General features: G+C 60.7%; 22 protein-coding genes. 11 read left to right on the top strand and 11 right to left on the bottom strand.

Annotation, left to right across the window (positions count from 1 at the left end; translation table 11 throughout):
- Positions 1 to 2: 2 nt before the first annotated feature.
- From C7U61_RS19445 to coxB, 4 genes are read right to left on the bottom strand one after another with little or no spacing between them, the layout of a single operon-like run.
- Positions 3 to 143: a hypothetical protein gene (locus C7U61_RS19445; protein ID WP_174173787.1), complete on the bottom strand. Its 141-nt coding sequence runs from the start codon at positions 141 to 143 to the stop codon at positions 3 to 5.
- Positions 140 to 1,099, bottom strand: coding sequence for a heme o synthase (locus tag C7U61_RS04140; protein WP_106996828.1), 960 nt, complete (start codon positions 1,097 to 1,099; stop codon positions 140 to 142). Before C7U61_RS04140 ends, C7U61_RS19445 begins: the two co-directional genes overlap by 4 nt.
- Positions 1,100 to 1,157: 58 nt before the next feature.
- Entirely contained in the window at positions 1,158 to 2,852 is a 1,695-nt protein-coding gene (gene ctaD / locus C7U61_RS04135) for a cytochrome c oxidase subunit I (RefSeq protein WP_106996827.1), read from the bottom strand.
- A 13-nt stretch (positions 2,853 to 2,865) separates the two neighbouring features.
- Positions 2,866 to 3,753 (bottom strand): cytochrome c oxidase subunit II, encoded by an 888-nt coding sequence (gene coxB / locus C7U61_RS04130; RefSeq protein ID WP_106996826.1) that lies wholly within the window; start codon positions 3,751 to 3,753, stop codon positions 2,866 to 2,868.
- Positions 3,754 to 4,092: 339 nt separating this feature from the next.
- Here coxB and C7U61_RS04125 point away from each other — a divergent pair, with 339 nt between their 5' ends.
- Together C7U61_RS04125 and tldD are read left to right on the top strand one after the other, a co-directional pair.
- Positions 4,093 to 4,716, top strand: a complete 624-nt coding sequence (locus C7U61_RS04125) for an invasion associated locus B family protein (protein WP_106996942.1) — start codon at positions 4,093 to 4,095, stop codon at positions 4,714 to 4,716.
- A gap of 63 nt (positions 4,717 to 4,779) precedes the next feature.
- Positions 4,780 to 6,195 carry a metalloprotease TldD gene (gene tldD, locus C7U61_RS04120; protein ID WP_106996825.1) on the top strand — a complete coding sequence of 472 codons (1,416 nt, stop codon included), beginning with the start codon at positions 4,780 to 4,782 and terminating at the stop codon, positions 6,193 to 6,195.
- A 9-nt stretch (positions 6,196 to 6,204) separates the two neighbouring features.
- Here the strand turns inward: tldD and C7U61_RS04115 are convergent, their stop codons facing one another.
- The gene (locus C7U61_RS04115; protein WP_106996941.1) at positions 6,205 to 6,510 is read right to left on the bottom strand and encodes a pyrophosphatase; all 306 of its coding nucleotides are present in this window, start codon (positions 6,508 to 6,510) and stop codon (positions 6,205 to 6,207) included.
- A gap of 108 nt (positions 6,511 to 6,618) precedes the next feature.
- A complete protein-coding gene (locus C7U61_RS04110) occupies positions 6,619 to 7,926 on the bottom strand; it encodes a D-alanyl-D-alanine carboxypeptidase family protein (RefSeq protein ID WP_106996824.1) in 1,308 nt (435 codons plus the stop codon).
- A 227-nt stretch (positions 7,927 to 8,153) separates the two neighbouring features.
- Here C7U61_RS04110 and C7U61_RS04105 point away from each other — a divergent pair, with 227 nt between their 5' ends.
- The gene (locus tag C7U61_RS04105; protein ID WP_106996823.1) at positions 8,154 to 9,212 is read left to right on the top strand and encodes a polysaccharide deacetylase family protein; all 1,059 of its coding nucleotides are present in this window, start codon (positions 8,154 to 8,156) and stop codon (positions 9,210 to 9,212) included.
- Between the two features lie 3 nt (positions 9,213 to 9,215).
- Here the strand turns inward: C7U61_RS04105 and pdxH are convergent, their stop codons facing one another.
- Positions 9,216 to 9,836: a pyridoxamine 5'-phosphate oxidase gene (gene pdxH / locus C7U61_RS04100; RefSeq protein WP_106996822.1), complete on the bottom strand. Its 621-nt coding sequence runs from the start codon at positions 9,834 to 9,836 to the stop codon at positions 9,216 to 9,218.
- Between the two features lie 124 nt (positions 9,837 to 9,960).
- Between pdxH and C7U61_RS04095 the strand changes: the two genes are divergently transcribed.
- The 4 genes from C7U61_RS04095 to C7U61_RS04080 all read left to right on the top strand — a co-directional run bounded on the left by C7U61_RS04095 (position 9,961) and on the right by C7U61_RS04080 (position 13,375).
- Positions 9,961 to 10,359: an RT0821/Lpp0805 family surface protein gene (locus C7U61_RS04095; RefSeq protein ID WP_181315787.1), complete on the top strand. Its 399-nt coding sequence runs from the start codon at positions 9,961 to 9,963 to the stop codon at positions 10,357 to 10,359.
- A 315-nt stretch (positions 10,360 to 10,674) separates the two neighbouring features.
- The gene (locus C7U61_RS04090) at positions 10,675 to 11,820 is read left to right on the top strand and encodes a DnaJ domain-containing protein (RefSeq protein ID WP_106996820.1); all 1,146 of its coding nucleotides are present in this window, start codon (positions 10,675 to 10,677) and stop codon (positions 11,818 to 11,820) included.
- Positions 11,821 to 11,942: 122 nt separating this feature from the next.
- Positions 11,943 to 12,761: an enoyl-ACP reductase FabI gene (gene fabI / locus C7U61_RS04085; protein WP_069613741.1), complete on the top strand. Its 819-nt coding sequence runs from the start codon at positions 11,943 to 11,945 to the stop codon at positions 12,759 to 12,761.
- Between the two features lie 17 nt (positions 12,762 to 12,778).
- Complete coding sequence (locus tag C7U61_RS04080; RefSeq protein WP_106996819.1) at positions 12,779 to 13,375, top strand: histidine phosphatase family protein; 597 nt, start codon at positions 12,779 to 12,781, stop codon at positions 13,373 to 13,375.
- 106 nt (positions 13,376 to 13,481) lie between these two features.
- On the opposite strand, the gene C7U61_RS04075 is transcribed toward C7U61_RS04080, so the two are convergent.
- Positions 13,482 to 13,742, bottom strand: coding sequence for a DUF1344 domain-containing protein (locus tag C7U61_RS04075; protein WP_015339036.1), 261 nt, complete (start codon positions 13,740 to 13,742; stop codon positions 13,482 to 13,484).
- A gap of 398 nt (positions 13,743 to 14,140) precedes the next feature.
- On the opposite strand from C7U61_RS04075, the gene aroC reads away from it, so the two are divergent.
- Positions 14,141 to 15,238, top strand: a complete 1,098-nt coding sequence (gene aroC / locus C7U61_RS04070) for a chorismate synthase (RefSeq protein WP_106996940.1) — start codon at positions 14,141 to 14,143, stop codon at positions 15,236 to 15,238.
- A 10-nt stretch (positions 15,239 to 15,248) separates the two neighbouring features.
- A complete protein-coding gene (ribB, locus tag C7U61_RS04065) occupies positions 15,249 to 16,352 on the top strand; it encodes a 3,4-dihydroxy-2-butanone-4-phosphate synthase (protein WP_106996818.1) in 1,104 nt (367 codons plus the stop codon).
- 85 nt (positions 16,353 to 16,437) lie between these two features.
- On the opposite strand, the gene C7U61_RS04060 is transcribed toward ribB, so the two are convergent.
- The 3 genes from C7U61_RS04060 to C7U61_RS04050 all read right to left on the bottom strand — a co-directional run bounded on the left by C7U61_RS04060 (position 16,438) and on the right by C7U61_RS04050 (position 19,416).
- Complete coding sequence (locus C7U61_RS04060) at positions 16,438 to 17,016, bottom strand: GNAT family protein (protein ID WP_106996817.1); 579 nt, start codon at positions 17,014 to 17,016, stop codon at positions 16,438 to 16,440.
- 74 nt (positions 17,017 to 17,090) lie between these two features.
- Positions 17,091 to 18,197, bottom strand: a complete 1,107-nt coding sequence (locus C7U61_RS04055; RefSeq protein ID WP_280952746.1) for a dipeptidase — start codon at positions 18,195 to 18,197, stop codon at positions 17,091 to 17,093.
- Between the two features lie 28 nt (positions 18,198 to 18,225).
- Complete coding sequence (locus tag C7U61_RS04050; protein WP_181315776.1) at positions 18,226 to 19,416, bottom strand: winged helix-turn-helix domain-containing protein; 1,191 nt, start codon at positions 19,414 to 19,416, stop codon at positions 18,226 to 18,228.
- 107 nt (positions 19,417 to 19,523) lie between these two features.
- Between C7U61_RS04050 and C7U61_RS04045 the strand changes: the two genes are divergently transcribed.
- Complete coding sequence (locus C7U61_RS04045) at positions 19,524 to 20,201, top strand: ABC transporter ATP-binding protein (protein WP_106996815.1); 678 nt, start codon at positions 19,524 to 19,526, stop codon at positions 20,199 to 20,201.
- Positions 20,201 to 20,803 (top strand): energy-coupling factor transporter transmembrane protein EcfT, encoded by a 603-nt coding sequence (locus C7U61_RS04040; RefSeq protein WP_106996814.1) that lies wholly within the window; start codon positions 20,201 to 20,203, stop codon positions 20,801 to 20,803. Before C7U61_RS04045 ends, C7U61_RS04040 begins: the two co-directional genes overlap by 1 nt.
- The last annotated feature ends 18 nt before the right edge of the window (positions 20,804 to 20,821 follow it).

Genomic DNA, 20,821 nt, shown 5'->3' with positions numbered 1-20,821 from the left:
CCTCAAACGTGTCCGGAACCGACCTTGATGATGGTGATCGCGTAGAACAGGACCACCAGACCGGCAAGTACCAGCCCGAGCGCAATGTTGCGCCCTCGCCGCGATTTCTTCTGCGCGTCCGTCAGCTTGACAAGTTCGATCATAGCCAGCCTCCGGCACCGCCCGACATCAGCACGGCAACGAGGCGGTCGATCAGCAGCGCGGAAAAGATCGCGAAAAGATAGAAAATGGAAAAGCCGAAGAGCTTCTTTGCCGGCACCATCTTCACGTCGCTATCGGCCATGCGCCAGACGGCGATGGAACAGTGCACGAAGATCGCGCCGAGCGCTGCGGCAACGACACCATAACCGAAGCTTGCAAATCCCAGGAAGGCCGGCACGACGCCGAAGATCGCGGTCAGCACCGCATAGACGACGATCTGGTTCTTCGTCGTCTGGGCGCCGGAGACATTCGGCAGCATGGGTACGCCGACGGCCTCGTAATCCCCCATCTTGAACAGTGCCAGCGCCCAGAAATGGGCAGGGGTCCAAAGGAAGATGATGAGGAAGAGCACGATGCTTTCGACCGGCACGCTGCCGGTCACGCAGGCCCAGCCGATGACGGGCGGGAAAGCGCCGGCTGCACCGCCGATGACGATGTTCTGCGGCGTCGAGCGCTTCAGCCACATCGTGTAGACGACGGCATAGAAGAAAATGGTGAAGGCGAGAATGCCGGCCGAAAGCCAGTTGATCGCCAGGCCGAGGATCGTCACCGAAAATCCCGACAGCACCAGGCCGAAGGCCAGGGCTTCCGAGGGGTTGATGCGGCCAGAGGGTATCGGCCGGCGTGCGGTGCGGCTCATGACGGCGTCGATATCGGCATCGTACCACATGTTCAGCGCGCCCGACGCGCCGGCACCGACGGCAATGCAAAGAATGGCGATGAAGCCGAGAACGGGGTTAATGTGGCCGGGGGCCAGCACCAGCCCGGTAAAGGCGGTGAAGACGACCAGCGACATCACACGCGGCTTCAGAAGCTCGAAATAATCGCGCGCACCCGCTTCCGACAGGCCAGTATCGCCTTGCTTTGCGAGCGCTTCGTGATTGTCGATGACCGTCATTCTTTCTTCCAATGATCCGTTGAGCCGGACGCCGCTTATCACGGCGTCCGGAAATGAGCTACTTGATGCGCGGCAGCTCTTCCCACTGATGGTGGGGCGGCGGCGACGAAAGCTGCCACTCGAGCGTGGTTGCGCCCTCGCCCCAGGGATTGTCGCCTGCGACACGCTTCTTTGCGAAGGCATCTATAACGCCCCAGAAGAAGAAGCAAAGGCCTACGGCTGCGACATAGGAGCCGATGGAGGAAACGAAATTCCAGCCGGCATAGGCATCCGGATAGTCGATGTAACGGCGCGGCATGCCGGCACGACCCAGGAAGTGCTGCGGGAAGAACACCATGTTCACGCCGATGAAGGTGATCCAGAAGTGCCAGTTGCCGATCCGCTCATTGTACATATAGCCGGTCATCTTCGGGAACCAGTAGTACCAGGCGGCGAAGATGGCGAAGACGGCGCCGAGCGACAGAACGTAGTGGAAGTGGGCCACGACGTAATAGGTCGCATGCAGTTCGCGGTCGAGGCCGGCATTGGCGAGCTGGACGCCGGTGACACCGCCGAGCGTGAACAGGAAGATGAAGCCGAGCGCCCAGATCATCGGCGTGCGGAACTGGATCGAGCCGCCCCACATCGTCGCTATCCACGAGAAGACCTTGACGCCCGTCGGTACCGCGATGACCATCGTCGCGAAGACGAAGTAGCGCTGCGTGTCGAGCGACAGGCCGGTCACATACATGTGGTGAGCCCAGACGACGAAGCCGACGGCGCCGATCGCGACCATGGCGTAGGCCATGCCGAGATAACCGAAGATCGGCTTGCGCGAGAAGGTCGAGATGATGTGGCTGATCATGCCGAAGCCGGGCAGGATCAGGATGTAGACTTCCGGATGGCCGAAGAACCAGAAGAGGTGCTGGTAGAGCAGCGGGTCGCCGCCGCCTTCCGGCGCGAAGAAGGTCGTGCCGAAATTGCGGTCGGTCAGCACCATGGTGATGGCGCCGGCGAGAACCGGGAGCGACAGAAGCAGCAGGAAGGCGGTGATCAGAACCGACCAGGCAAACAGCGGCATCTTGTGCAGCGTCATGCCGGGAGCGCGCATGTTCAGGATCGTGGTGATGAAGTTGATCGCGCCGAGGATCGAAGAAGCACCCGCAATATGCAGCGCGAAGATGACCAGATCGATCGCCGGGCCGGGATGGCCGACCGTGCCCGACAAGGGCACATACATCGTCCAGCCGCCGCCCGCGCCGTATGCGCCTGCCGGGCCTTCGACGAACATCGAAAGGATGAGCAGCAGGAAGGCCGGAACGAGCAGCCAGAAGGAAATGTTGTTGAGGCGCGGGAACGCCATGTCAGGCGCGCCGATCATGATCGGCACCATCCAGTTGGCAAAGCCGCCGATCATCGCCGGCATGACCATGAAGAAGATCATGATCAGCGCATGGGCGGTGACGAAGACGTTGTACATCTGCTTGCCGCCATCGATGGCGGCATCTCCCGAGAAGCCGTAGACCATCGAGGCCAGACCGCTGAAGATCTGGATGCCGGGCTCCTGCAATTCCATGCGGATGGCAACGGAGAGGAGGAAGCCGATCACGCCCGCAAAGATCGCGAAGATCAGATAGAGCGTGCCGATGTCCTTGTGATTCGTCGAAAACAGCCAACGCTCGGCGAAGGTCTGCTTGTGTGCGTGATGATCGTCGTGCGCGTGCGCGTCTTGAAGATCATGCGAATGATCGTCGTGTACCTTGGATCCAGCCATTGTTCCTACCCTCTTACTTCGCCGTATTTTCCGCGACCTTGACGGTCGTCGGTTGATCGACGGCGGCCATCAGAGCCTTGTTCGCCTTGCCGACATCGGTTGCAGCAGCGGCCAGCCACTGCTTGTACTGATCGTCGGAGACGACACGGATGGCGATCGGCATGAAAGAATGATCCTTGCCGCAGAGCTCGGAACACTGTCCATAGTACAGGCCTTCGCGGTCAGCATTGAACCAGGTTTCGTTCAGACGACCCGGAATGGCGTCAATCCTAACACCAAATGCAGGCATGGCGAAGGAATGGATGACGTCGGTCGGCGCGGCGGTGATGAGAAGGCGCACGTTCTTGCCGACGGGAACGACCATTTCGTTGTCGACAGCAAGCAGCCGCGGATATTTCGATTTGTCGTCCTTGCCGGCGGCGGTGCGGTCCTGCTCCTTCAGCATGAAGGAATCGAAGGCGACGGGCGTTGCGCCGCTGCCCTCATATTCATAGTTCCACTGCCATTGCGTCGCCGTCGCCTTGACGGTGACATCCGTCTTCTCCGGGAAGGTCAGCTGATCGGTCAGTAGATTGAAGGAGGGAATAGCCAGGAAGAGAAGAATGAGGACCGGTCCGATGGTCCAGATGACTTCGATCAGCGTATTGTGGCTCGTTTTGGATGGAACCGGGTTCTTGGAAGCCCGGAACTTGACCATGACCACCACCAGCAGGGCCAAAACAAGCAGCGTGATCGGAATGATAAACCAAAGCGTGTATGCCTCAAACCAGCGGATTTGATGCATGTTGCCGGTTGCCGCCTGCTGCATACCGGTTTCCCAAGGTCTCGGCTGATCGGCGTAGCTGCCTGTCGCAAAAAGCAGACAGATCATAGCCGCCAGAGCCGCGTAAGCTCTTTTCATCACGATGTCTCTCCCTCCAGCGTTTGATCCCAGATCTTCCTCAAACGCAGTATCCCTACAATCCATTGCGCTTCAAACCACAGTTTGGGGTGCTCCGCAACAACTCAAGACATTTGTTAGTGCGGCATTTTTGCGCGAATATCCCCCATGCTTGTCGCGGACATGGCAAGCATTTCATCATCATACGAAAAATTGCATCGCGGTCCATGGCGCCGCCGGGACAAAATGGAGTAGACGTCGTATTTCCGCCGTACTCGGTTGGAATCCAGCAGCCGGGGCTTTTCATTTGCCGGCCTGGGCTTCAACAATAGCGGCACTGATTCGAATCTAGAGGTTTCCATGGGTTTTCGTTCCCTTGCCCGGCTTTTGCTCGTTACCGGCAGCGTCGCTGCCGCAGTTGCCGCACCCGCGTGGGCGCAACAGGGCCAGCAGACTCAGCCGCCGGCGCAGCAGACCCAACAGTTGCAGCCGGACCAGCCGGGCCAGCAGCAGCCGCACACGCAGCAGGTTCCGACAAGCCAGGTCCCGCAACCGCCGGGTACGGTTCGCTCCAGCCATGGCGCGTGGTCCGTCGTCTGCGACAAGCCGGCCGGCGCTTCGACCGAGCAATGCGCGCTGATGCAGAACGTGATTGCCGAGGATCGGCCGGAAATCGGTCTGTCCGTCGTCGTGCTGAAGACGGCTGACCGCAAGTCCAAGATTCTTCGCGTGCTGGCGCCGCTCGGTGTGCTGTTGCCCAACGGTCTCGGCCTCAATATCGACGGCAAGGATATCGGCCGCGCCTATTTCGTGCGCTGCTTCTCCGACGGCTGCTACGCGGAAGTCGTGCTGGAGGACCAATTGCTGAAGACCCTGCGCAGCGGGGCCACGGCAACCTTCATCGTCTTCCAGTCACCGGAAGAAGGCATCGGCATCCCCGTGGATCTGAAGGGCTTCGCCGAAGGTTACGACGCTCTTCCCTGACTGGATGGGCTTGCTCTTGCGCGGTGCGAAGCCTACATCGGCTCTGAACGGAGCACCTGACCCATGAATACCGATCTCCTCACTCTTTTCGATGCCGATGAAGCCAAGCTGCGCGGCATCGTTGCCGAGGCGCTTTCGGGCGCCGACGATGGCGAGCTCTTCGTCGAGCATGTCCAGGCCGAATCGCTGACATTCGACAATGGCCGGATGAAGGGCGGCAGCTTCAATACCGAACAGGGCTTCGGCCTTCGCGCCGTTGCCGGCGAAGCGGTGGGCTATGCCCATGCGGGGGATCTTTCCGAGGCAGCGCTGAAGCGCGCCGCCGATGCCGTGCGAGCGGTAACGTCGGGCTATGCCGGCTCCTATGCGGCCGCACCCCAGCGTACCAACAAGGTGCTCTACGGCGATGAGAACCCGATCGGCACGCCGAGTTTCGAGGAGAAGGCGAAGCTTCTGCAGCGGATCGACAGCTATCTGCGCGACAAGGATCCCAAGGTGCGCCAGGTGACGGCATCCATCGCCGCAAGCTGGCAGGTGGTCGACATTTTGCGCGCCGACGGTCATCGTGTTCGCGATGTGAGGCCGATGACGCGTGTCAATATCTCCGTGATGGTGGGTGATGGCGACCGGCAGGAATCAGGCTCCTTCGGCACGGGCGGCCGCATCGGCTTCGGCGATTTCGTTACAGAGGACAATTGGCATCACGGCGCCGACGAGGCTCTGCGCCAGGCGCTCGTCAATCTGGAGGCGATCGAGGCGCCGGCAGGTACGATGGATGTCGTGCTCGGCTCCGGCTGGCCGGGCGTCATGCTGCACGAAGCCGTCGGGCATGGGCTCGAAGGCGATTTCAACCGCAAGAAGACATCGGCCTTCGCTGGCCTGACGGGCCAGATGGTGGCAGCACCCGGCGTCACCGTCGTCGATGACGGCACGATCGAGAACCGCCGCGGCTCCATTACCGTCGACGATGAAGGCACGCCCTCCGCCTATAACGTGCTGATCGAGAACGGCAAGCTGGTCGGCTACATGCAGGACCGGCAGAATGCGCGGCTCATGGGCATGAAGGCGACCGGCAACGGCCGCCGCCAGGGCTATGCGCATACGCCCATGCCGCGCATGACCAACACCTATATGCTCGGCGGCGACAAGACGCCGGAAGAAATCATCGCCTCGGTGAAGAAGGGCATCTACGCCATTTCCTTCGGCGGCGGTCAGGTGGATATCACCTCAGGCAAATTCGTCTTCGGCTGCACCGAGGCCTACCTCATCCAGGACGGCAAGGTCGGCGCTCCGATCAAGGGAGCCATGCTGATCGGCAACGGGCCGGATGCGATGAAGCGCGTTTCGATGATCGGCAACGACATGAAGCTCGATACCGGCATCGGCAATTGCGGCAAGGCGGGCCAATGGGTTCCCGTCGGGGTCGGCCAGCCGCATCTGCGCATGGATCAGATCACGGTGGGCGGCACCAAGGCGTAACCCCCTCCCCTATTCATACGGGCGGAAACGCCACTTGCGCTCGATGGCAGCGTTGAGATCCAGGCCGTTGCGATGCGCGAATAGAAGAATATGGCCGAGCACATCGGCCGTTTCGTCGGCAAGTGCGGTTGCCAGATCCGCATCGCTCATGCCCTTGCGACGGCCGCGGCCGGTGACCCTGTTCCAGATCTGGATCAGCTCGCCCATCTCCTCCTGGAGCTTCAGCACGAACCAATCGTCGTCGCGCTCCATCCCGTTGTCGGCGGCGTAGAGGGCCGAGGCCGTTTCGAATTGCTCCATCAGATCTTTCAGCATCGAAATCGTTCCCTCTATGTTCCCCACATCCATGAACGATTCCCGCAAAAAAGTCGAGCCGGCGAAGATGGGTCCGCCGGCTCGACCTTATTACAATTGAGATTGTGCTCAGCCCTTGCTCGGCAGCAGCATGCAATCGAAGTCCTTGCGCTTCAAAGCGGAGCAGGCCGAACTCGCATCGTCGCGGCTTGCAAAGCCGGTGAAGCGGGCGCGATAGACGGTGCTGGGGCCCTTGCCGACGGCCTCCGTATAGGGCGAGGCGTTGGCGAGCGCGTTGCCTGCCTTGGACTTCGCTTCGGACAACAGATCCTTGGCAGCCTGCACGGTCGGCGTCGCCGCGATCTGCACCTGCCAGCTTCCGGATACCGCCGGCTTGGCTGCGGCTGCCGACTGCTTGTTGTCGACGAGGATTTCGTCCATCGCAGCCGGGCGATCCATCGGAACAGTGACATTCGAGGCGGCAGCGAATGCCATCGGAACAATCTCCGCGCGTTTGCGCGGGGTGGCTGCGGTGGTCTGCGCATCGACATCCACGGCAACATCGTCCGATGCAGACGCCACTTCGACCTGCTTGGCCGCCTTGCCGCCGCCGACGCTCGCCACCAGACGCGATGTCGCGACTGGGCTTGCCTTGGGGATATAGCGATCCAGCAGCGACGCCATCAGCGCATCGCGGCCGCGCGCGGTGGCGCCGCCCATAACGACGCCGATCACGCGCCGATTGCCCTGGCGCACGGCGCTGACCAGGTTGAAGCCGGAGGCATTGGTATAGCCGGTCTTGATGCCGTCCATGCCTTCATAACGATACATCAGATTGTTATGGCCGCGCACGTAACGACCACGATAGTTAAAGCTCGCCTGCGAGAAGAGACGGTATTCCTGGGGATAGTTGTTGATCAGCGCGACGGCGAGCGTCGACATATCTCGCGCCGTCGTCCACTGCTGCATGTTCGGAAGGCCCGAAGCATTCAGGAAGGTGGTGCGGCGCATGCCGAGTTCGCGCGCCTTCTGCGTCATCATCCGCGCGAAGCCGCTTTCGCTGCCGCCGAGCGCTTCCGCCATGGCGGCCGCGGCATCATTGGCGGACTTGATGATCATGCCATCGACGGCTTCGCGGACAGTCACCGTGCCACCGGGCTTGAGGCCCAGCTTGGTTGGCGGCTTGGCAGCGGCCAAGCGCGAAACCGGGATCCGGCTGTTCCAGCTCAGCTTGCCCCGGTGGATGGCCTCGAAGGTCATATACAAAGTCATCATTTTGGTCAGCGATGCCGGATGGTTGAGGTCATCCGCATTGCTCGATGTCAGCACCTTACCGGTCTTCGCGTCCATGATGAAATAGGCGCTGCCGGCGAAGCTCGCCGCGGGAGCGCTCAACAGCAAGACGGCCGCAGACAAAGCCATCAGAAGTCGTTTCATAATTGTCCCCAACCGAAAGAATGCCAACACACCGCATCAATCCCTGTATGATTTTGCGACAAAAAGCGTGATATCGGTGCGATATTGAGGCAACAGCCTCGATAGTTCTTCAATTTTGCCTTTCCTGGTAAAATAAGCATTAACGCATTGGAAATGATGACAAAGATTCAGTAAGGTTTAACGGGCTTGCGCTACAGCGTTGACATTGGTCAACCGGGTCGAGCCGCATGGAACAGGGCATTAAGGTCCGCCTGAAGCGCACGATGATCTCAAGCGGGCTGGAGGCTGCCGCAATCTTGAAAGGTGCGGGGCTGATGCGCGATGTTGCCGGCCTCGGCACGATCTTCACTCTGCATCACGTCCGCCCTGCCCTCCCCCGCCGCTTTGCGCCCAATGCGCATCTGGAGGTTTCGCCGGATTTTCTCGATCGTGCCATCGCACGGCTGAAACAGGACGGTTACGAGTTCATCGCGCTCGACGCCCTTCCTTCACGAGCAGCGAGCGCCGCCGGCAAGCCGCCCTTCGTCGCCTTCACGCTCGACGACGGCAATCGCGACAATCTCGATCACGCATTGCCGATTTTTGCGCGCCATCAGGTGCCCTTCACCGTCTTCGTCGCCCAAGGGCTTTCGGAACGGACCCACAGCATATGGTGGGAGACGCTTGCCGAATTGCTCGGCCGGCTGGATCGGCTGACATTCGATTTCGGATCGGGCGAAGAATTTCTACCGCTCGGCAAGGATGGCCAGAAGCATGCCGCATTTGCCCGCTTCGCCGCTTTCGTCCACAGCCACGAAGAAAGCGAAGCCGTCGGCCGCATCGATGAACTTGCCCGGCATCACGGGCTGGAACCGCTCGATATTGTCCATGCATCGATCATGGATCGGAACGAGTTGCTGCAACTCTCGCACCATCCGCTTGCTGCGCTTGGCGCACACACGGTGAGCCATCGGGCCCTGGCAAGGCTCACGGAAGCGGAGGCTGCGGCAGAAATGGCCCTTTCGGCCGATTACGTCGCCGATATCACGGGGCAGCGGCCGACCGCAGTCGCCTATCCCTATGGTACGACCGAAGCCGTCTCCCCGCGCGAGGGCCGGCTTGCGGCAGAACTCGGCTTTTCCGTCGGCGTCACCACCCGCCCCGGTACGATCACGGCAGCGAACGGCAACGCGCCGCTATTGCTGCCGCGGCTATCGCTGAACGGCCATTACCAGAAGCCACGCTATGCGTCGGCACTTGCATCCGGCATTCCCATGCGGCTGATGGGACGCCGGGGAACGGCATAGTGTTTATGGATACATCCGCACCTTCTGCCAAGCACCTTCCGGTACATCGCGGCGAAATTCGATGCGATCGTGCAGGCGGAACTGGCGGTCGTGCCAGAATTCGATCGACAGGGGCCGGATGCGGAAGCCGGACCAGAAAGGCGGGCGCGGAATATCGCCTATCGCGTAACGGGCGGTATATTCGGCAACGGCCTTTTCAAGCGCGAAGCGGCCTTCCAGAGGGCGCGACTGCTTCGAGGCCCAGGCGCCGATGCGGCTGCCCCGCGCCCTGGTCTTGAAATATTCATCGGCTTCCTTGTCGCTCACCACCTCAACCAGACCGCGCAGGCGTACCTGGCGACGAAGCGACTTCCAGTGGAAGCACATGGCCGCTTTCTTCTGGGAAAGAATTTCTTGGCCTTTCTGGCTTTCGAAATTTGTATAGAATACGAATCCGTCGCTATCGAAGCCTTTCAGAAGAACCATGCGGACATTTGGCAAACCATCCTTATCCACCGTTGCCAGCGCTACCGCATTCGGATCGTTCGGTTCGGTGGTCTCCGCCTCGCGGAGCCAGGACGCAAAGAGACTGAAAGGTTCGTTCTGCTCGGTGAAGTCACCGCTTGTTAACTCGTTTTCCGACATATTAATTCAAAAGCTCCGCAATTCCTAATAACCGCCAGCCCCTCTGGCTGGCCAAGAAGTTCGGGTGGAAGTCATAGCAAAGTCGATCGTTCATACAAAGCGCAAGCTTGCAAAAGGCGTGACGATGGCTGCCGCCCTCATCTCCCTTTTCACCCTTGGCGGCTGCGTCGGCGGCAGCATGGACTATCTCAGCTCGACCAAGGTGGACCGTAGCGTATCGACAGGCACCGTGCCGACGGCGCCCGTGACAACGGACAGCATCTCCGACGAGACCACGGTACGTAACGCAGTTACCTCGGCGGACCTCAATAAGCTCAACGGCCAGCCCATACCCTGGGCAAATACCTCGACCGGCAGCGCCGGCGTCATCGACACGATTGTCGAAAGCAATGCATCCGGCGTGGTCTGCCGCCAATTCCGCACCAGCCGGCACTCCTATCAGGGCGTTGCCAATTTCTCTGGCAGGACATGCCTTGTCGGTCTCGGCGAATGGCAGCTGCTAAGCTTCCAGCAGGCGGGCTGACCGCCGCCTTTCCGTTTTTCTCGCCTCCAAAGCATTTTGAGCCCACATGCATGGCGCTGTCATCAGTGCGCTCCATTCAGCTGCGAATTTTTGGGGTCGCCTGTTAGCGATTGGCTAACCATGCCCCAAAATCAGGATTTGCTGCCCCTCTCCGCCGTAACGCCTGATTAGCAACTCTTCCCGCAGGATTGGCTCATCGGCGCACCAGCCTTGCCTTCCATGACAGGAGGCGGGATGGCGAAGCGCCATCAATGGTTTCTTTGCTTGGGGTGCTCCGATGGGGCTGAGCACATCCATGGGATGATGGCGGGAAAGATGCAGGATCCGTATAAGGTGCTGGGCGTTAGGAAGGATGCGGGGGCGGACGAAATCAAATCCGCCTGGCGTAGCCTGGTAAAGACCGCCCATCCCGATCACAATCTGGGTGATCCGACCGCATCGGAGCGTTTTGCCGAAATCGGCCGTGCCTACGAGACCTTGAAGGATCCGCAGAAGCGCAGCCGCTACGATCAGATCGCGCGCATGGCCGAAGCGAAAGGCCAGAGCCGGGAACAGACGATCATGCAGCAGCGCCAAGCGGCCCGCGAGGCGGCCGAACGAGCCCGGGCAGCGCGTGCCAATGCCGAGAAGATCATGGAAGAACTCGCACGCGCCAATGCCCGCAAGGCGGCAGCATCAGCCGCATCCGCCCAGCAGAACAATGCCGCCGAGTCGCCGGAAGATATGGTCGAGCGCATTTTCGGAGTGAAGGCTGGCCAGGCGCAAGCCGCGGCTGCCGCCGCACCGCAGGCGGAAAAGCCGCAGGAGCAACCCAATACCGCAGCAGCGGAAGAAGAGCAGGCGGAAGAAGAGCAGCTCGCAACCGTCTCGGCCGGCTCGCGCTCTGCCTTCGGCATTCTCGGCTCCCTGGTGCGGCGCATCACGGGCGGCAATGTACCCGAAAAGTGGCCGGAAAAAACTCCGGAGGTCGCCGCCGAAGCCACGGTGACGCTCGACGACATGCTGAAGAGCCGCTGGATCATCGTGCCGCTGCCCGACGGCCGCGAGGCGCGCTTCCAGGCGACGACGGATATTTCCAACGGCCAGGTGCTGCACCTCAAGGGCCAGGGGCTGAAACTGCAGGGCATGCTGCGCGGTGACGTCGCCGTCACCGTGCATCTGTCGACCGACGGGCGCTTCACGCTCGATGGCAGCGATGTGCGCACGATATTGCCCGTCAGCATCGAAAATGCGGTCCTTGGTTGCGAGACAACCGTCGAAGGATTGAACGGGCCGGTCACGATCACGGTGCCGGCATGGTCCGGCTCGGATCAGGTGGTTCGCATTTCCGGCGAGGGATTGCCCGATGCCAACGGCGCAAAGGGTGATCTTATTGTCGAATTGCGGCTGATGCTCTGGGAAAAACCCGACGACAAGGTCACGGATCTCATGCGCAGCATGCGCGAAGGGCTTTTCCTGTGAAATTTTGGTGACAACAGCACCCTTTGTTACGATCCCTAACAGTTGATGATCTTTACGATGCTTGAACAGGGGAACGGCCTATGCCATAGGCAGGGTCATTCGAAAGTTCAAGGGAGCAGAATATGGCTCAATCCACTGGCCTCATGGCAGGCAAGCGCGGCGTCATCCTCGGCGTAGCAAACAACCGTTCGATAGCGTGGGGTATTGCCAAGGCCTGCTCGGATGCCGGAGCCGAAATCGCATTGACGTGGCAGGGCGATGCCCTGAAGAAGCGCGTCGAGCCGCTCGCTCAGGAACTCGGAGCCTTCATGGCCGGCCATTGCGACGTGACCGAGCCGGCAACGATCGATGCCGTCATGGACACGCTTGAGGCGAAATGGGGCAAGATCGATTTCGTCGTGCACGCCATCGCCTTTTCCGACAAGGACGAGCTGACCGGCCGTTACCTCGATACCAGCCGCGACAACTTCACGAAGACGATGGACATCTCCGTCTATTCCTTCACGGCGGTTGCGCAGCGCGCCGAGCGAATCATGAATGACGGCGGCTCGATGATCACCCTCACCTATTATGGTGCGGAGAAGGTCATGCCGCACTACAACGTCATGGGTGTCGCAAAGGCTGCTCTCGAAGCAAGCGTGCGCTACCTCGCGGTCGATCTCGGCAGCCGCGGCATCCGCGTCAATGCGATCTCGGCAGGCCCGATCAAGACGCTCGCTGCTTCCGGCATCGGCGACTTCCGCTACATCCTGAAGTGGAACGAGTACAACGCGCCGCTGAAGCGGACCGTCACGATCGACGAAGTCGGCAATTCCGCCCTCTATCTGCTGTCCGATCTGTCGACGGCCGTGACCGGCGAAATCCACCACGTCGATTCCGGCTATCACACGGTCGGCATGAAGGCCGTGGACGCGCCCGACATTTCCGTCGCGAAGGACTGACCAACAGGAATCTGACCGTGTCGCCCATCCTTTATGTGATACGTCACGGTCAGACCGACTGGAATGCCGAGCGTCGCCTGCAAGGGCAGAAAGATATCGATCTGAACGCCATCGGCCGCGAACAGGCACGGCAGAACGGCATCGATCTCGCCGAAATCCTCGCCTTCGAAAACATTCCCTTCGATTTCGTCGCCAGCCCGTTAAGGCGTACCCGCGAAACCATGGAAATCCTTCGGCAGGCCATGGGGCTGCCGCCCAGGGATTACCGCACCGACGACCGATTGATCGAGGTATCCTTCGGGGCTTGGGAAGGCTTTACCCTCAAGGAATTGAAGGCGACCGAGCCTGACCGTCTTGCCGAGCGCAAGGCGAACAAATGGGATTTTATCCCGCCCGGTGACGATGCCGAAAGCTACGAGATCCTCTCCTGGCGCGTCGGCTCCTGGCTGACTTCCATCGACCGGCCGACAGTCTGCGTCACGCATGGCGGCGTCATACGCACGCTGTTCCGTCTGATCGGCGATGTCGAAAAGGAAGAAGCTGCCGAAATCCCCATCCATCAGGACCAGATCCTGAAAGTCGATCCGGAAATGAAGATCATCGGCTGGATGTAACGCGCTTCTGGATGAGACCGGGGAGCGTTGCTCGGAGAACCGCTTGAAATCGATCAAGCCACTTCTGAGTTTCACCGCCGCCGGATGTGCCTGACGATGCCGGGGTTTATTGAACGATATCAAGATCGTTGACGACGCGCTTGCCGTCGACTTCCGTATAGAAGACGACGACCTTGACGCCTGCCTGCAGGCCGCTGAAATCGAAATCTTCCGGCACCTGATAGCTCTTGCCATCATCCAGCGTGATGTTGAAGTTCTTCGCATCGACCTTCTTGATGACGGCCTCGACATCCGCGCTTTCAGCAAAACCAGCGACAGGAGCAAGCAGGCTTGCCGTGGCCAAAAGCGTCGCTACAAAGAAGCGCATCGTCGTCACCCTTCAGGTCAAATTGCTTGTGATTTCTTATGCGGCCTAGAAAACACGTCGAATATGGCGGAAGTTGCCCGCAATAGTGGCTTCGCCCGCCCAATTGGTGAATGCTTCGTCACAATCCACAGGGCAGATTAATCTTTGTTTACCATGCGGCACGCGCAAGCAAAGGGAGATGCCGCGCGGCTGAAGAAAGATCTTGTCTTGCCGGCTTTTGGCCGCCAATGGTCGAGGTTGAACCGTCTCAGTGGTCCGGCATTGCAATCAAATAGGCAGAGCATGATGTTGCCCGAAAACCGCTTACACTTTTCGGCGTCATGCTCTATGAGTGGGCCGAAATTGCAAGAGACAAGACGCGGTCTGCCCGACAGGCTGCACCAATCCGGTCGTTCTATATGTCGCACAATACATTCGGTCATCTTTTCCGCGTCACCACCTGGGGCGAAAGCCACGGCCCGGCGCTTGGCTGCGTCGTCGATGGCTGCCCTCCTGGCCTCCGCTTCAAACTGCAGGACATTCAGACCTGGCTCGACAAGCGCAAGCCGGGGCAATCGCGATTCGTAACCCAGCGGCGCGAGGACGATCTCGTCAAGGTCCTGTCGGGCGTCATGATAGACGAGGACGGCGAGACGATGATCTCGACCGGAACGCCGATCTCGATGCTGATTGAGAATACCGACCAGCGTTCGAAGGACTATGGCGAAATCGCCCGGCGCTATCGTCCCGGACATGCCGACTATACCTATGACGTCAAATACGGCATTCGCGACTATCGCGGCGGCGGCCGCTCATCGGCTCGCGAAACGGCAGCGCGTGTTGCTGCCGGCGGCATCGCCCGCCTCGTCGTGCCCGGCGCGACGATCCGCGGTGCGCTGGTGCAGATCGGCAAGCATAAGATCAACCGCGCCAATTGGGATTGGGCTCAGGTCGATCAAAACCCTTTCTTCGCGCCTGATCCGGACATCGTGCCGGTATGGGAAGAGTATCTCGACGGCATCCGCAAGGCCGGCTCCTCGATCGGCGCCGTGGTGGAAGTCGTGGCCGAAGGCGTGCCGGCCGGCCTCGGCGCACCGATCTACGGCAAGCTCGATCAGGACATCGCCTCGCTGCTGATGTCGATCAACGCCGTCAAGGGCGTCGAAATCGGGGAGGGTTTCGCCTCTGCTGAACTCACAGGCGAGGAAAATGCCGATGCCATGCGCATGGGCAATGACGGCAAGCGCATATTCCTGTCCAATCATGCCGGCGGCATCCTGGGCGGCATTTCCACAGGCGAGCCGATCGTCGCCCGCTTCGCCATCAAGCCGACTTCGTCCATCCTGACGGAACGCCAGTCGATCGATGCCGATGGCAACAATGTCGATGTCCGCACCAAGGGCCGCCACGATCCATGCGTCGGCATTCGCGCCGTTCCGATCGGCGAGGCGATGGTTGCCTGCGCCGTTGCCGACCATTATCTGAGGGATCGCGGCCAGACGGGCCAGCAGAGATAGGAACTTCGAGATGTCTTACGACCAGAAGCGCGTTGTCGATGCCATCCGGGCTTTCGAAGCCGGCGAGATCGTCGTCGTCATGGACGATGACGACCGCGAGAACGAAGGCGATCTGATCGTTGCCGCCGTTCACTGCACGCCGGAAAAGATGGCCTTCATCGTTCGCCACACGTCCGGCATCGTCTGCACACCGATGCCGCGCGAGGAGGCCAAGCGGCTGAACCTCAACGCCATGGTCGCGGAAAATGATTCCGCCCATACGACGGCCTTCACCGTTTCCGTCGATTTCAAGCACGGCACCACAACAGGCATTTCCGCCGACGACCGGACCCTGACGGTTCGAAACCTCGCCAATCCGAATGTCGGTCCCACCGATTTCGTCCGTCCCGGCCATATCTTCCCGCTGGTTGCGCGCGAAGGCGGCGTGCTCATGCGTTCGGGCCATACCGAAGCTGCGGTCGACCTCTGCAAGCTTGCCGGCCTTCCGCCGATCGGCGTCATCAGCGAGCTCGTCAATGACGATGGCACCGTCACGCGCGGCCAGCAAGTGGTGAGCTTTGCCGAACAGCACGGGCTGAAGCTTGTTTCGGTCGCCGATCTCATCGCATATCGCCAGCGCAAGGAAACGCTGATCGAACTCGGCGCCAGCTTCGACATCGAGACGCCATTCGGCAAGGCGCGCGCCCACACCTATTCGCTGCCCTGGGATCCAATGCAGCATCTCGCCGTCGTCTTCGGCGATATCCGCGATGGCATCGACATTCCGGTTCGTCTGCATCCGGAAAACGTCGCCGAGGATATTTTCGGCAAGAGCAGCCCGGTGGATTTCTACATGAAAAAGATCGCCGAAGAGGGCCGCGGCATCATCGTCTATCTGCGGGAAGGCTCCGTCGGCGTCGGCCATATCGACAACGGCCGAAAATCGTGCCAGGCCGGTCGGGAAGCCCATGCCGAGGCGCAGACACGCGAGAGCGAGTGGCTGGAAATCGGCCTCGGCGCACAGATCCTGAAGGACCTCGGCGTCAGCTCGATCAAGCTGCTCACCAGCCGCGAACGGCACTATGTCGGCCTGGAAGGCTTCGGCATCAAGATCGCCACGACGGAGATTTGCTGATTCCCGACCCTCCCCTTGAGGGCCCCTTGAGGGGGAGGGTCGGCACAAAGTGCTGGGGCGGGACGATGTCCCCCTGCACTCAGGATCACCGCCGCCCGCCGCTGGGCGGCGACCTCCCCTCAAGGGGTAATAGCGAAAACTCGCGATCGAGCAGCCCCATCATGATGTCGTCGTGCCAGGCGCCGTTGACGTAGGCGGTTTCCCGCTCCCTTCCCTCGACAACAAAACCGCATTTCTCATAGGCGCGGATTGCGCGCTTGTTGTAGGCAAGCACGCGTATTCCGATCCGGTGCAGTCCCATATCGCCGAAGGCATGAGCTAGCAGAAGCGTGATCGCTTCCGTGCCAAAGCCTTTACTAAGCAACGCTGGATCATAAATCCCGATTGCCATCGTCGCGCGCCGGTCCCGGCGATTGACCTTATCCAATCTGATCACGCCGGCAAAGGCACCCTCGATCTCGATAACCCATGCGTGAGGGTGATCGGCGATACCCTGAACCCATTGCGTCGCGCCCTCACGGGTGATGGGCTTGATGTCCTCCCTGTTGACGCCATACATCTCCGCGATCTCGGCATTCGTACCCAAGGCGAAGCGCACATCGGCGTCCTCGGCACATGGCGGGCGGAGCCTGACATTGCGGCCTTTTAGAATTAGCGACGACAACGAACTCTCCTCTTCGGGTGTTCTCTGCCTATTGGACTCTGTTGGTATGTCCCTTCAAGGGGAGGTGGCAAAGCTTACGATCGATCCGGCCACGTCACGTCGAATACGCGCAACCAACTATCATAGGCGAATTTTCGTAAGCTCAGCTCGTCGAATCCGCTCTTGCGCATGGCATCGACGAGACGCGGCAAGCCGCTTGCGTCTCTTATCTCGCGCGGCATGACGGCGCCATCGAAGTCCGATCCGAGAGCGAGCCCATCGGCACCGAGGCGGGCGACGAGATAGTCGATCTGGCGAATGACGGCCTCGAGCGGGGTGTCCTCCTCAAGATTGGCATCCGCGCGGATATCGTTGACGGCTAAATTCAAGCCAACGACGCCGCCGCTATCGCGGATGGCGTCCAATTGCCGGTCGGTGAGATTTCGGGTCGATGGACATATGGCATGGGCGCAGGCGTGCGTGGCCACGAGCGGTGCGGTGCTCAATGCGGCGACATCCCAAAATCCGCGCTCGTTCAGATGGGAAACATCGATCATGATCCCCAGTTCGTTGCATCTTCTGACCAGATCCTTTCCCAAATCCGTGAGGCCGGGCCCGGTATCGGGCGATCTTGGATAGGCGAACGGAACGCCGTAGCCAAAGATATTGGGGCGGCTCCACACGATGCCCAGGGATCGAAGACCGGCATCGTAGAGGCTATCCAGATAACCGAGATTGGGGCCAATGGCGTCGGCGCCTTCCATATGGAGCACGACGGCAAAGACGCCGGCATGTCGTGCCGCTTCGATCTGGCTGACGCTCGTTGCCAGACGGATTTTATCGCCCGAGCGCCCGATCAGCTTCTTTATGGCCGAAAGCTGCCCGTCGATTTGCCGGCGGGCATGGTCCGGATTCAAGGCCTCTGCATAGCGAACTTCATAGCCATCATGGGTGATCGTCAGATCATCCACCGGCTCATGCTCCGGCGCGGCATACATCGCAAACAATCCGCCGGCCAGGCTTCCTTCGAGTGCTCTTGGAAGATCGAGATGTCCGGCCTCGGACCGAACCAGAAAATCGCGGCCGTCAGCTTTATAGTCCAGCATGAATTGGACCGCATCATTATGTCCATCGAAAATCCGAACGGTGTCCAGCCGATCGCTGTCCCCGAAATCAGCGGCAGTTTCCCTGAGGCCACTCACCACCGATTTCTCGAAAGGGAACAGTCGGTCATCCCCGCCAGCCTTCGAGAAAAACCACTTTCTCGACACCGGTGAAACGGGCAACGCGCTCCAGCTCCGCTTCCAGCTTCTCCAGCCGGCCGGCGGATCGCTTGACACCGGGTTCGAGCCAGAGGCGCTTGACATCCAGAGTGCCCGCCTTGCGGTCGGCCTTCATGTCGATCCGTCCGATCAGCCGGTCTCCTTCCAAAAGCGGGAAGACATAGTAGCCATATTCCCGCTTCGGTTCCGGCACGAAGATCTCGATGCGATAGAAGAAGCCGAAGAGGCGTTCGGTGCGGTTGCGGTCGCGCAGCGTGGGATCGAAGGGGCTGAGGACGCGGATGCGCGCCGGCGCTTCGGCGTGGCTGTCGAGCGTGTCATGGAAATCGAGGAAAGCAAGGGAAAGCCGAGGCTTGCCGCCGGCGGCAGGCTCGACCAGCACTTCGGTCAGTTCATCGCGGTGCGTCTCGACCCAGCTCTTCGCCTCCTGCGGCGTCACGAGATCCCAGAAGGCGGCGATTTCGCCCGAGGTCGCGAAGCCGAGGCGCTGCAGCGCGCTGCGGCAGGCCCAGTCGACGAACTCGTCGTGCCCGACTTCCGGCTCGTGGAAATGGCTCGGCAACACGCGCTCCACGAGATCGTAGACCTTCTGGAAATTCGTGCGGCCGGCAATGGCGAACTTGCCGGTGCGCCAGAAATATTCGAGCGCCGTCTTGTTGGGGTGCCAGTTCCACCAGCCGCCGGAGACATGGTCCTCCGCCTTCACCTCGCGGGCGGTGATCGCGCCATTCTTCAGCACGCGCTCGTAGGTTTCCTCGAAGGCCGCCTCGAACCCCTCGCCGCGCCATTTCCGCCAGCGCTCGATGATCGCCGCTTCCTCGCGGCGGAAGCGGTGCTTCCAATAGACGAAGAAGGCACTCGGAAGGATCGAGGCGTCATGCGTCCAATTCTCGAAAAGCGCGCCGTCCTTTTCAAGGAGTTCCGTCAGGTGCTCTCGCCGATAGGTCTGGTTACGCGAAAACAGGATCTGGTGATGGGCGCGCTCGACGGTGGCGATACTATCCACCTGCACGAAACCGATATCGTGGATAAGCTGCAGCAGCCCCGCCTTGGTCAAGGCGCGGTTGGGCGGATTGGCGAGCCCCTGCTTGGCAAGGAACACGCGGCGGGCGTCACGATTCGAGAGCAGATTCGTCATTGCGGGATCATAGGCATAAATTCCCATGCTTTCAAAGAGGCGCCGATTTGATAAATCGAGGCGATGCGCTATAGCTCCGCGAGCACACCACCGAACAGGGAAGCCGCTTGGACATCCGCTTCGAAAATGCCGGCGTCGACTATGGCAGCCGCACGGCGCTGGTTCCGCTGAACCTTACGCTTCAGGAGCGCCGGATCGGAGTGATCGGCCTCAACGGCTCCGGCAAGACGACATTTGCGCGGTTGATCAACGGGCTCGTCAAGCCGACGAGCGGGCGCGTCGTAGTCGATGGGCTCGATACGGTTGGCGACGCTGCCGAAGTGCTCGGCAAGGTGGGCTATATCTTCCAGTCACCACAAAACCAGATCATTCTGCCCATCGTGCGCGACGATATCGCCTTCGGGCTCAAGGCGCGCGGATTTGACAAGGCGCAGATCGAAGCCGCGGTCGAGGGCATTCTCGGGCGGTTCGGCGTCGGCCATCTCGGCGCGCGGCGGGCGCATGAACTTTCCGGCGGGGAATTGCAGATGGCGGCGCTCTGCTCGGTGCTCGTCACCGGCCCCGATATCCTTATTCTCGACGAACCGACCAACCAGCTCGATCTCAAGAACCGGGCACTCGTGCAGAGGACAATGGCGACGCTTCCAGAGAATGTCATCGTCATCAGCCACGATCTGCCGCTGCTTGAGGATTTTGAGCGCGTGCTGCTGTTCGACCAGGGCCGGCTCGTCGCCGACGCTCCTGCTGCGGAAGCGATCGCGCGCTACAGGGAAATGGCCGGCTGATGAAGACGCTGCATGTGGATGCGGATACATGGATGCATCGGCTTTCGCCGCGCCTGAAACTGCTTGCGCTTGCCACGCTCGGCCTCCTGCTGTTCCTGACCCACTCTATCCCGGTGCTCGCCTGTGCAAATCTTGGCGGCGCCGCCCTTTATTTTCGCAGCGGCTTGCCTGTCGCAGAGGCGCTGCGGCGGCTGCGGCCCATCCTGATCTCGATTACTGTCCTGGCGATTTTCGCCGCACTCGTCGGTCCGCTGCATGCGGCGATCGTCACCGCCCTGCGCTTGACCGCGCTTGCGCTGTTTGCCGCCACGGTCACGGCCACGACCTCGATGGCTGCCTTAATCGACGAGATCACCGCCCTCGCCATGCCGCTCGAAAAGCTCGGCCTGCTCAAGGCAGCCGATATCGGATTGGCGGTCGGCCTGGTCATCCGTTTCGTGCCCGAAATTCTCGATCGCTACCGCGCAATCCGCGAAGCGCATCAGGCACGCGGGATCAAGGTGCGCCTGGCAACCACGCTCGCGCCGCTGATCATCCTGACGCTGCGCGATGCTGACAATATCGCGGCGGCGATTGACGCGCGCGGCATTCGGCGTCAATGAACATGGATCTTTGTTGGA

Origin of the sequence: Rhizobium sp. JAB6 (genome assembly GCF_003024605.1) — a bacterium.
Classification (GTDB): Bacteria; Pseudomonadota; Alphaproteobacteria; order Rhizobiales; family Rhizobiaceae; genus Rhizobium.
Note: the sequence above shows the minus strand (reverse complement) of the source record. Positions and strands in the feature narration are given on the sequence as shown.

Excerpts from the sequence above, each read along its gene's own strand:
- C7U61_RS19445 (WP_174173787.1), bottom strand. The coding sequence starts at position 143 with ATGATCGAACTTGTCAAGCTGACGGACGCGCAGAAGAAATCGCGGCGA.
- C7U61_RS04140 (WP_106996828.1), bottom strand. The coding sequence starts at position 1,099 with ATGACGGTCATCGACAATCACGAAGCGCTCGCAAAGCAAGGCGATACT.
- ctaD (WP_106996827.1), bottom strand. The coding sequence starts at position 2,852 with ATGGCTGGATCCAAGGTACACGACGATCATTCGCATGATCTTCAAGAC.
- coxB (WP_106996826.1), bottom strand. The coding sequence starts at position 3,753 with ATGAAAAGAGCTTACGCGGCTCTGGCGGCTATGATCTGTCTGCTTTTT.
- C7U61_RS04125 (WP_106996942.1), top strand. The coding sequence starts at position 4,093 with ATGGGTTTTCGTTCCCTTGCCCGGCTTTTGCTCGTTACCGGCAGCGTC.
- tldD (WP_106996825.1), top strand. The coding sequence starts at position 4,780 with ATGAATACCGATCTCCTCACTCTTTTCGATGCCGATGAAGCCAAGCTG.
- C7U61_RS04115 (WP_106996941.1), bottom strand. The coding sequence starts at position 6,510 with ATGCTGAAAGATCTGATGGAGCAATTCGAAACGGCCTCGGCCCTCTAC.
- C7U61_RS04110 (WP_106996824.1), bottom strand. The coding sequence starts at position 7,926 with ATGAAACGACTTCTGATGGCTTTGTCTGCGGCCGTCTTGCTGTTGAGC.
- C7U61_RS04105 (WP_106996823.1), top strand. The coding sequence starts at position 8,154 with ATGGAACAGGGCATTAAGGTCCGCCTGAAGCGCACGATGATCTCAAGC.
- pdxH (WP_106996822.1), bottom strand. The coding sequence starts at position 9,836 with ATGTCGGAAAACGAGTTAACAAGCGGTGACTTCACCGAGCAGAACGAA.
- C7U61_RS04095 (WP_181315787.1), top strand. The coding sequence starts at position 9,961 with ATGGCTGCCGCCCTCATCTCCCTTTTCACCCTTGGCGGCTGCGTCGGC.
- C7U61_RS04090 (WP_106996820.1), top strand. The coding sequence starts at position 10,675 with ATGCAGGATCCGTATAAGGTGCTGGGCGTTAGGAAGGATGCGGGGGCG.
- fabI (WP_069613741.1), top strand. The coding sequence starts at position 11,943 with ATGGCTCAATCCACTGGCCTCATGGCAGGCAAGCGCGGCGTCATCCTC.
- C7U61_RS04075 (WP_015339036.1), bottom strand. The coding sequence starts at position 13,742 with ATGCGCTTCTTTGTAGCGACGCTTTTGGCCACGGCAAGCCTGCTTGCT.
- aroC (WP_106996940.1), top strand. The coding sequence starts at position 14,141 with ATGTCGCACAATACATTCGGTCATCTTTTCCGCGTCACCACCTGGGGC.
- ribB (WP_106996818.1), top strand. The coding sequence starts at position 15,249 with ATGTCTTACGACCAGAAGCGCGTTGTCGATGCCATCCGGGCTTTCGAA.
- C7U61_RS04050 (WP_181315776.1), bottom strand. The coding sequence starts at position 19,416 with ATGACGAATCTGCTCTCGAATCGTGACGCCCGCCGCGTGTTCCTTGCC.
- C7U61_RS04040 (WP_106996814.1), top strand. The coding sequence starts at position 20,201 with ATGAAGACGCTGCATGTGGATGCGGATACATGGATGCATCGGCTTTCG.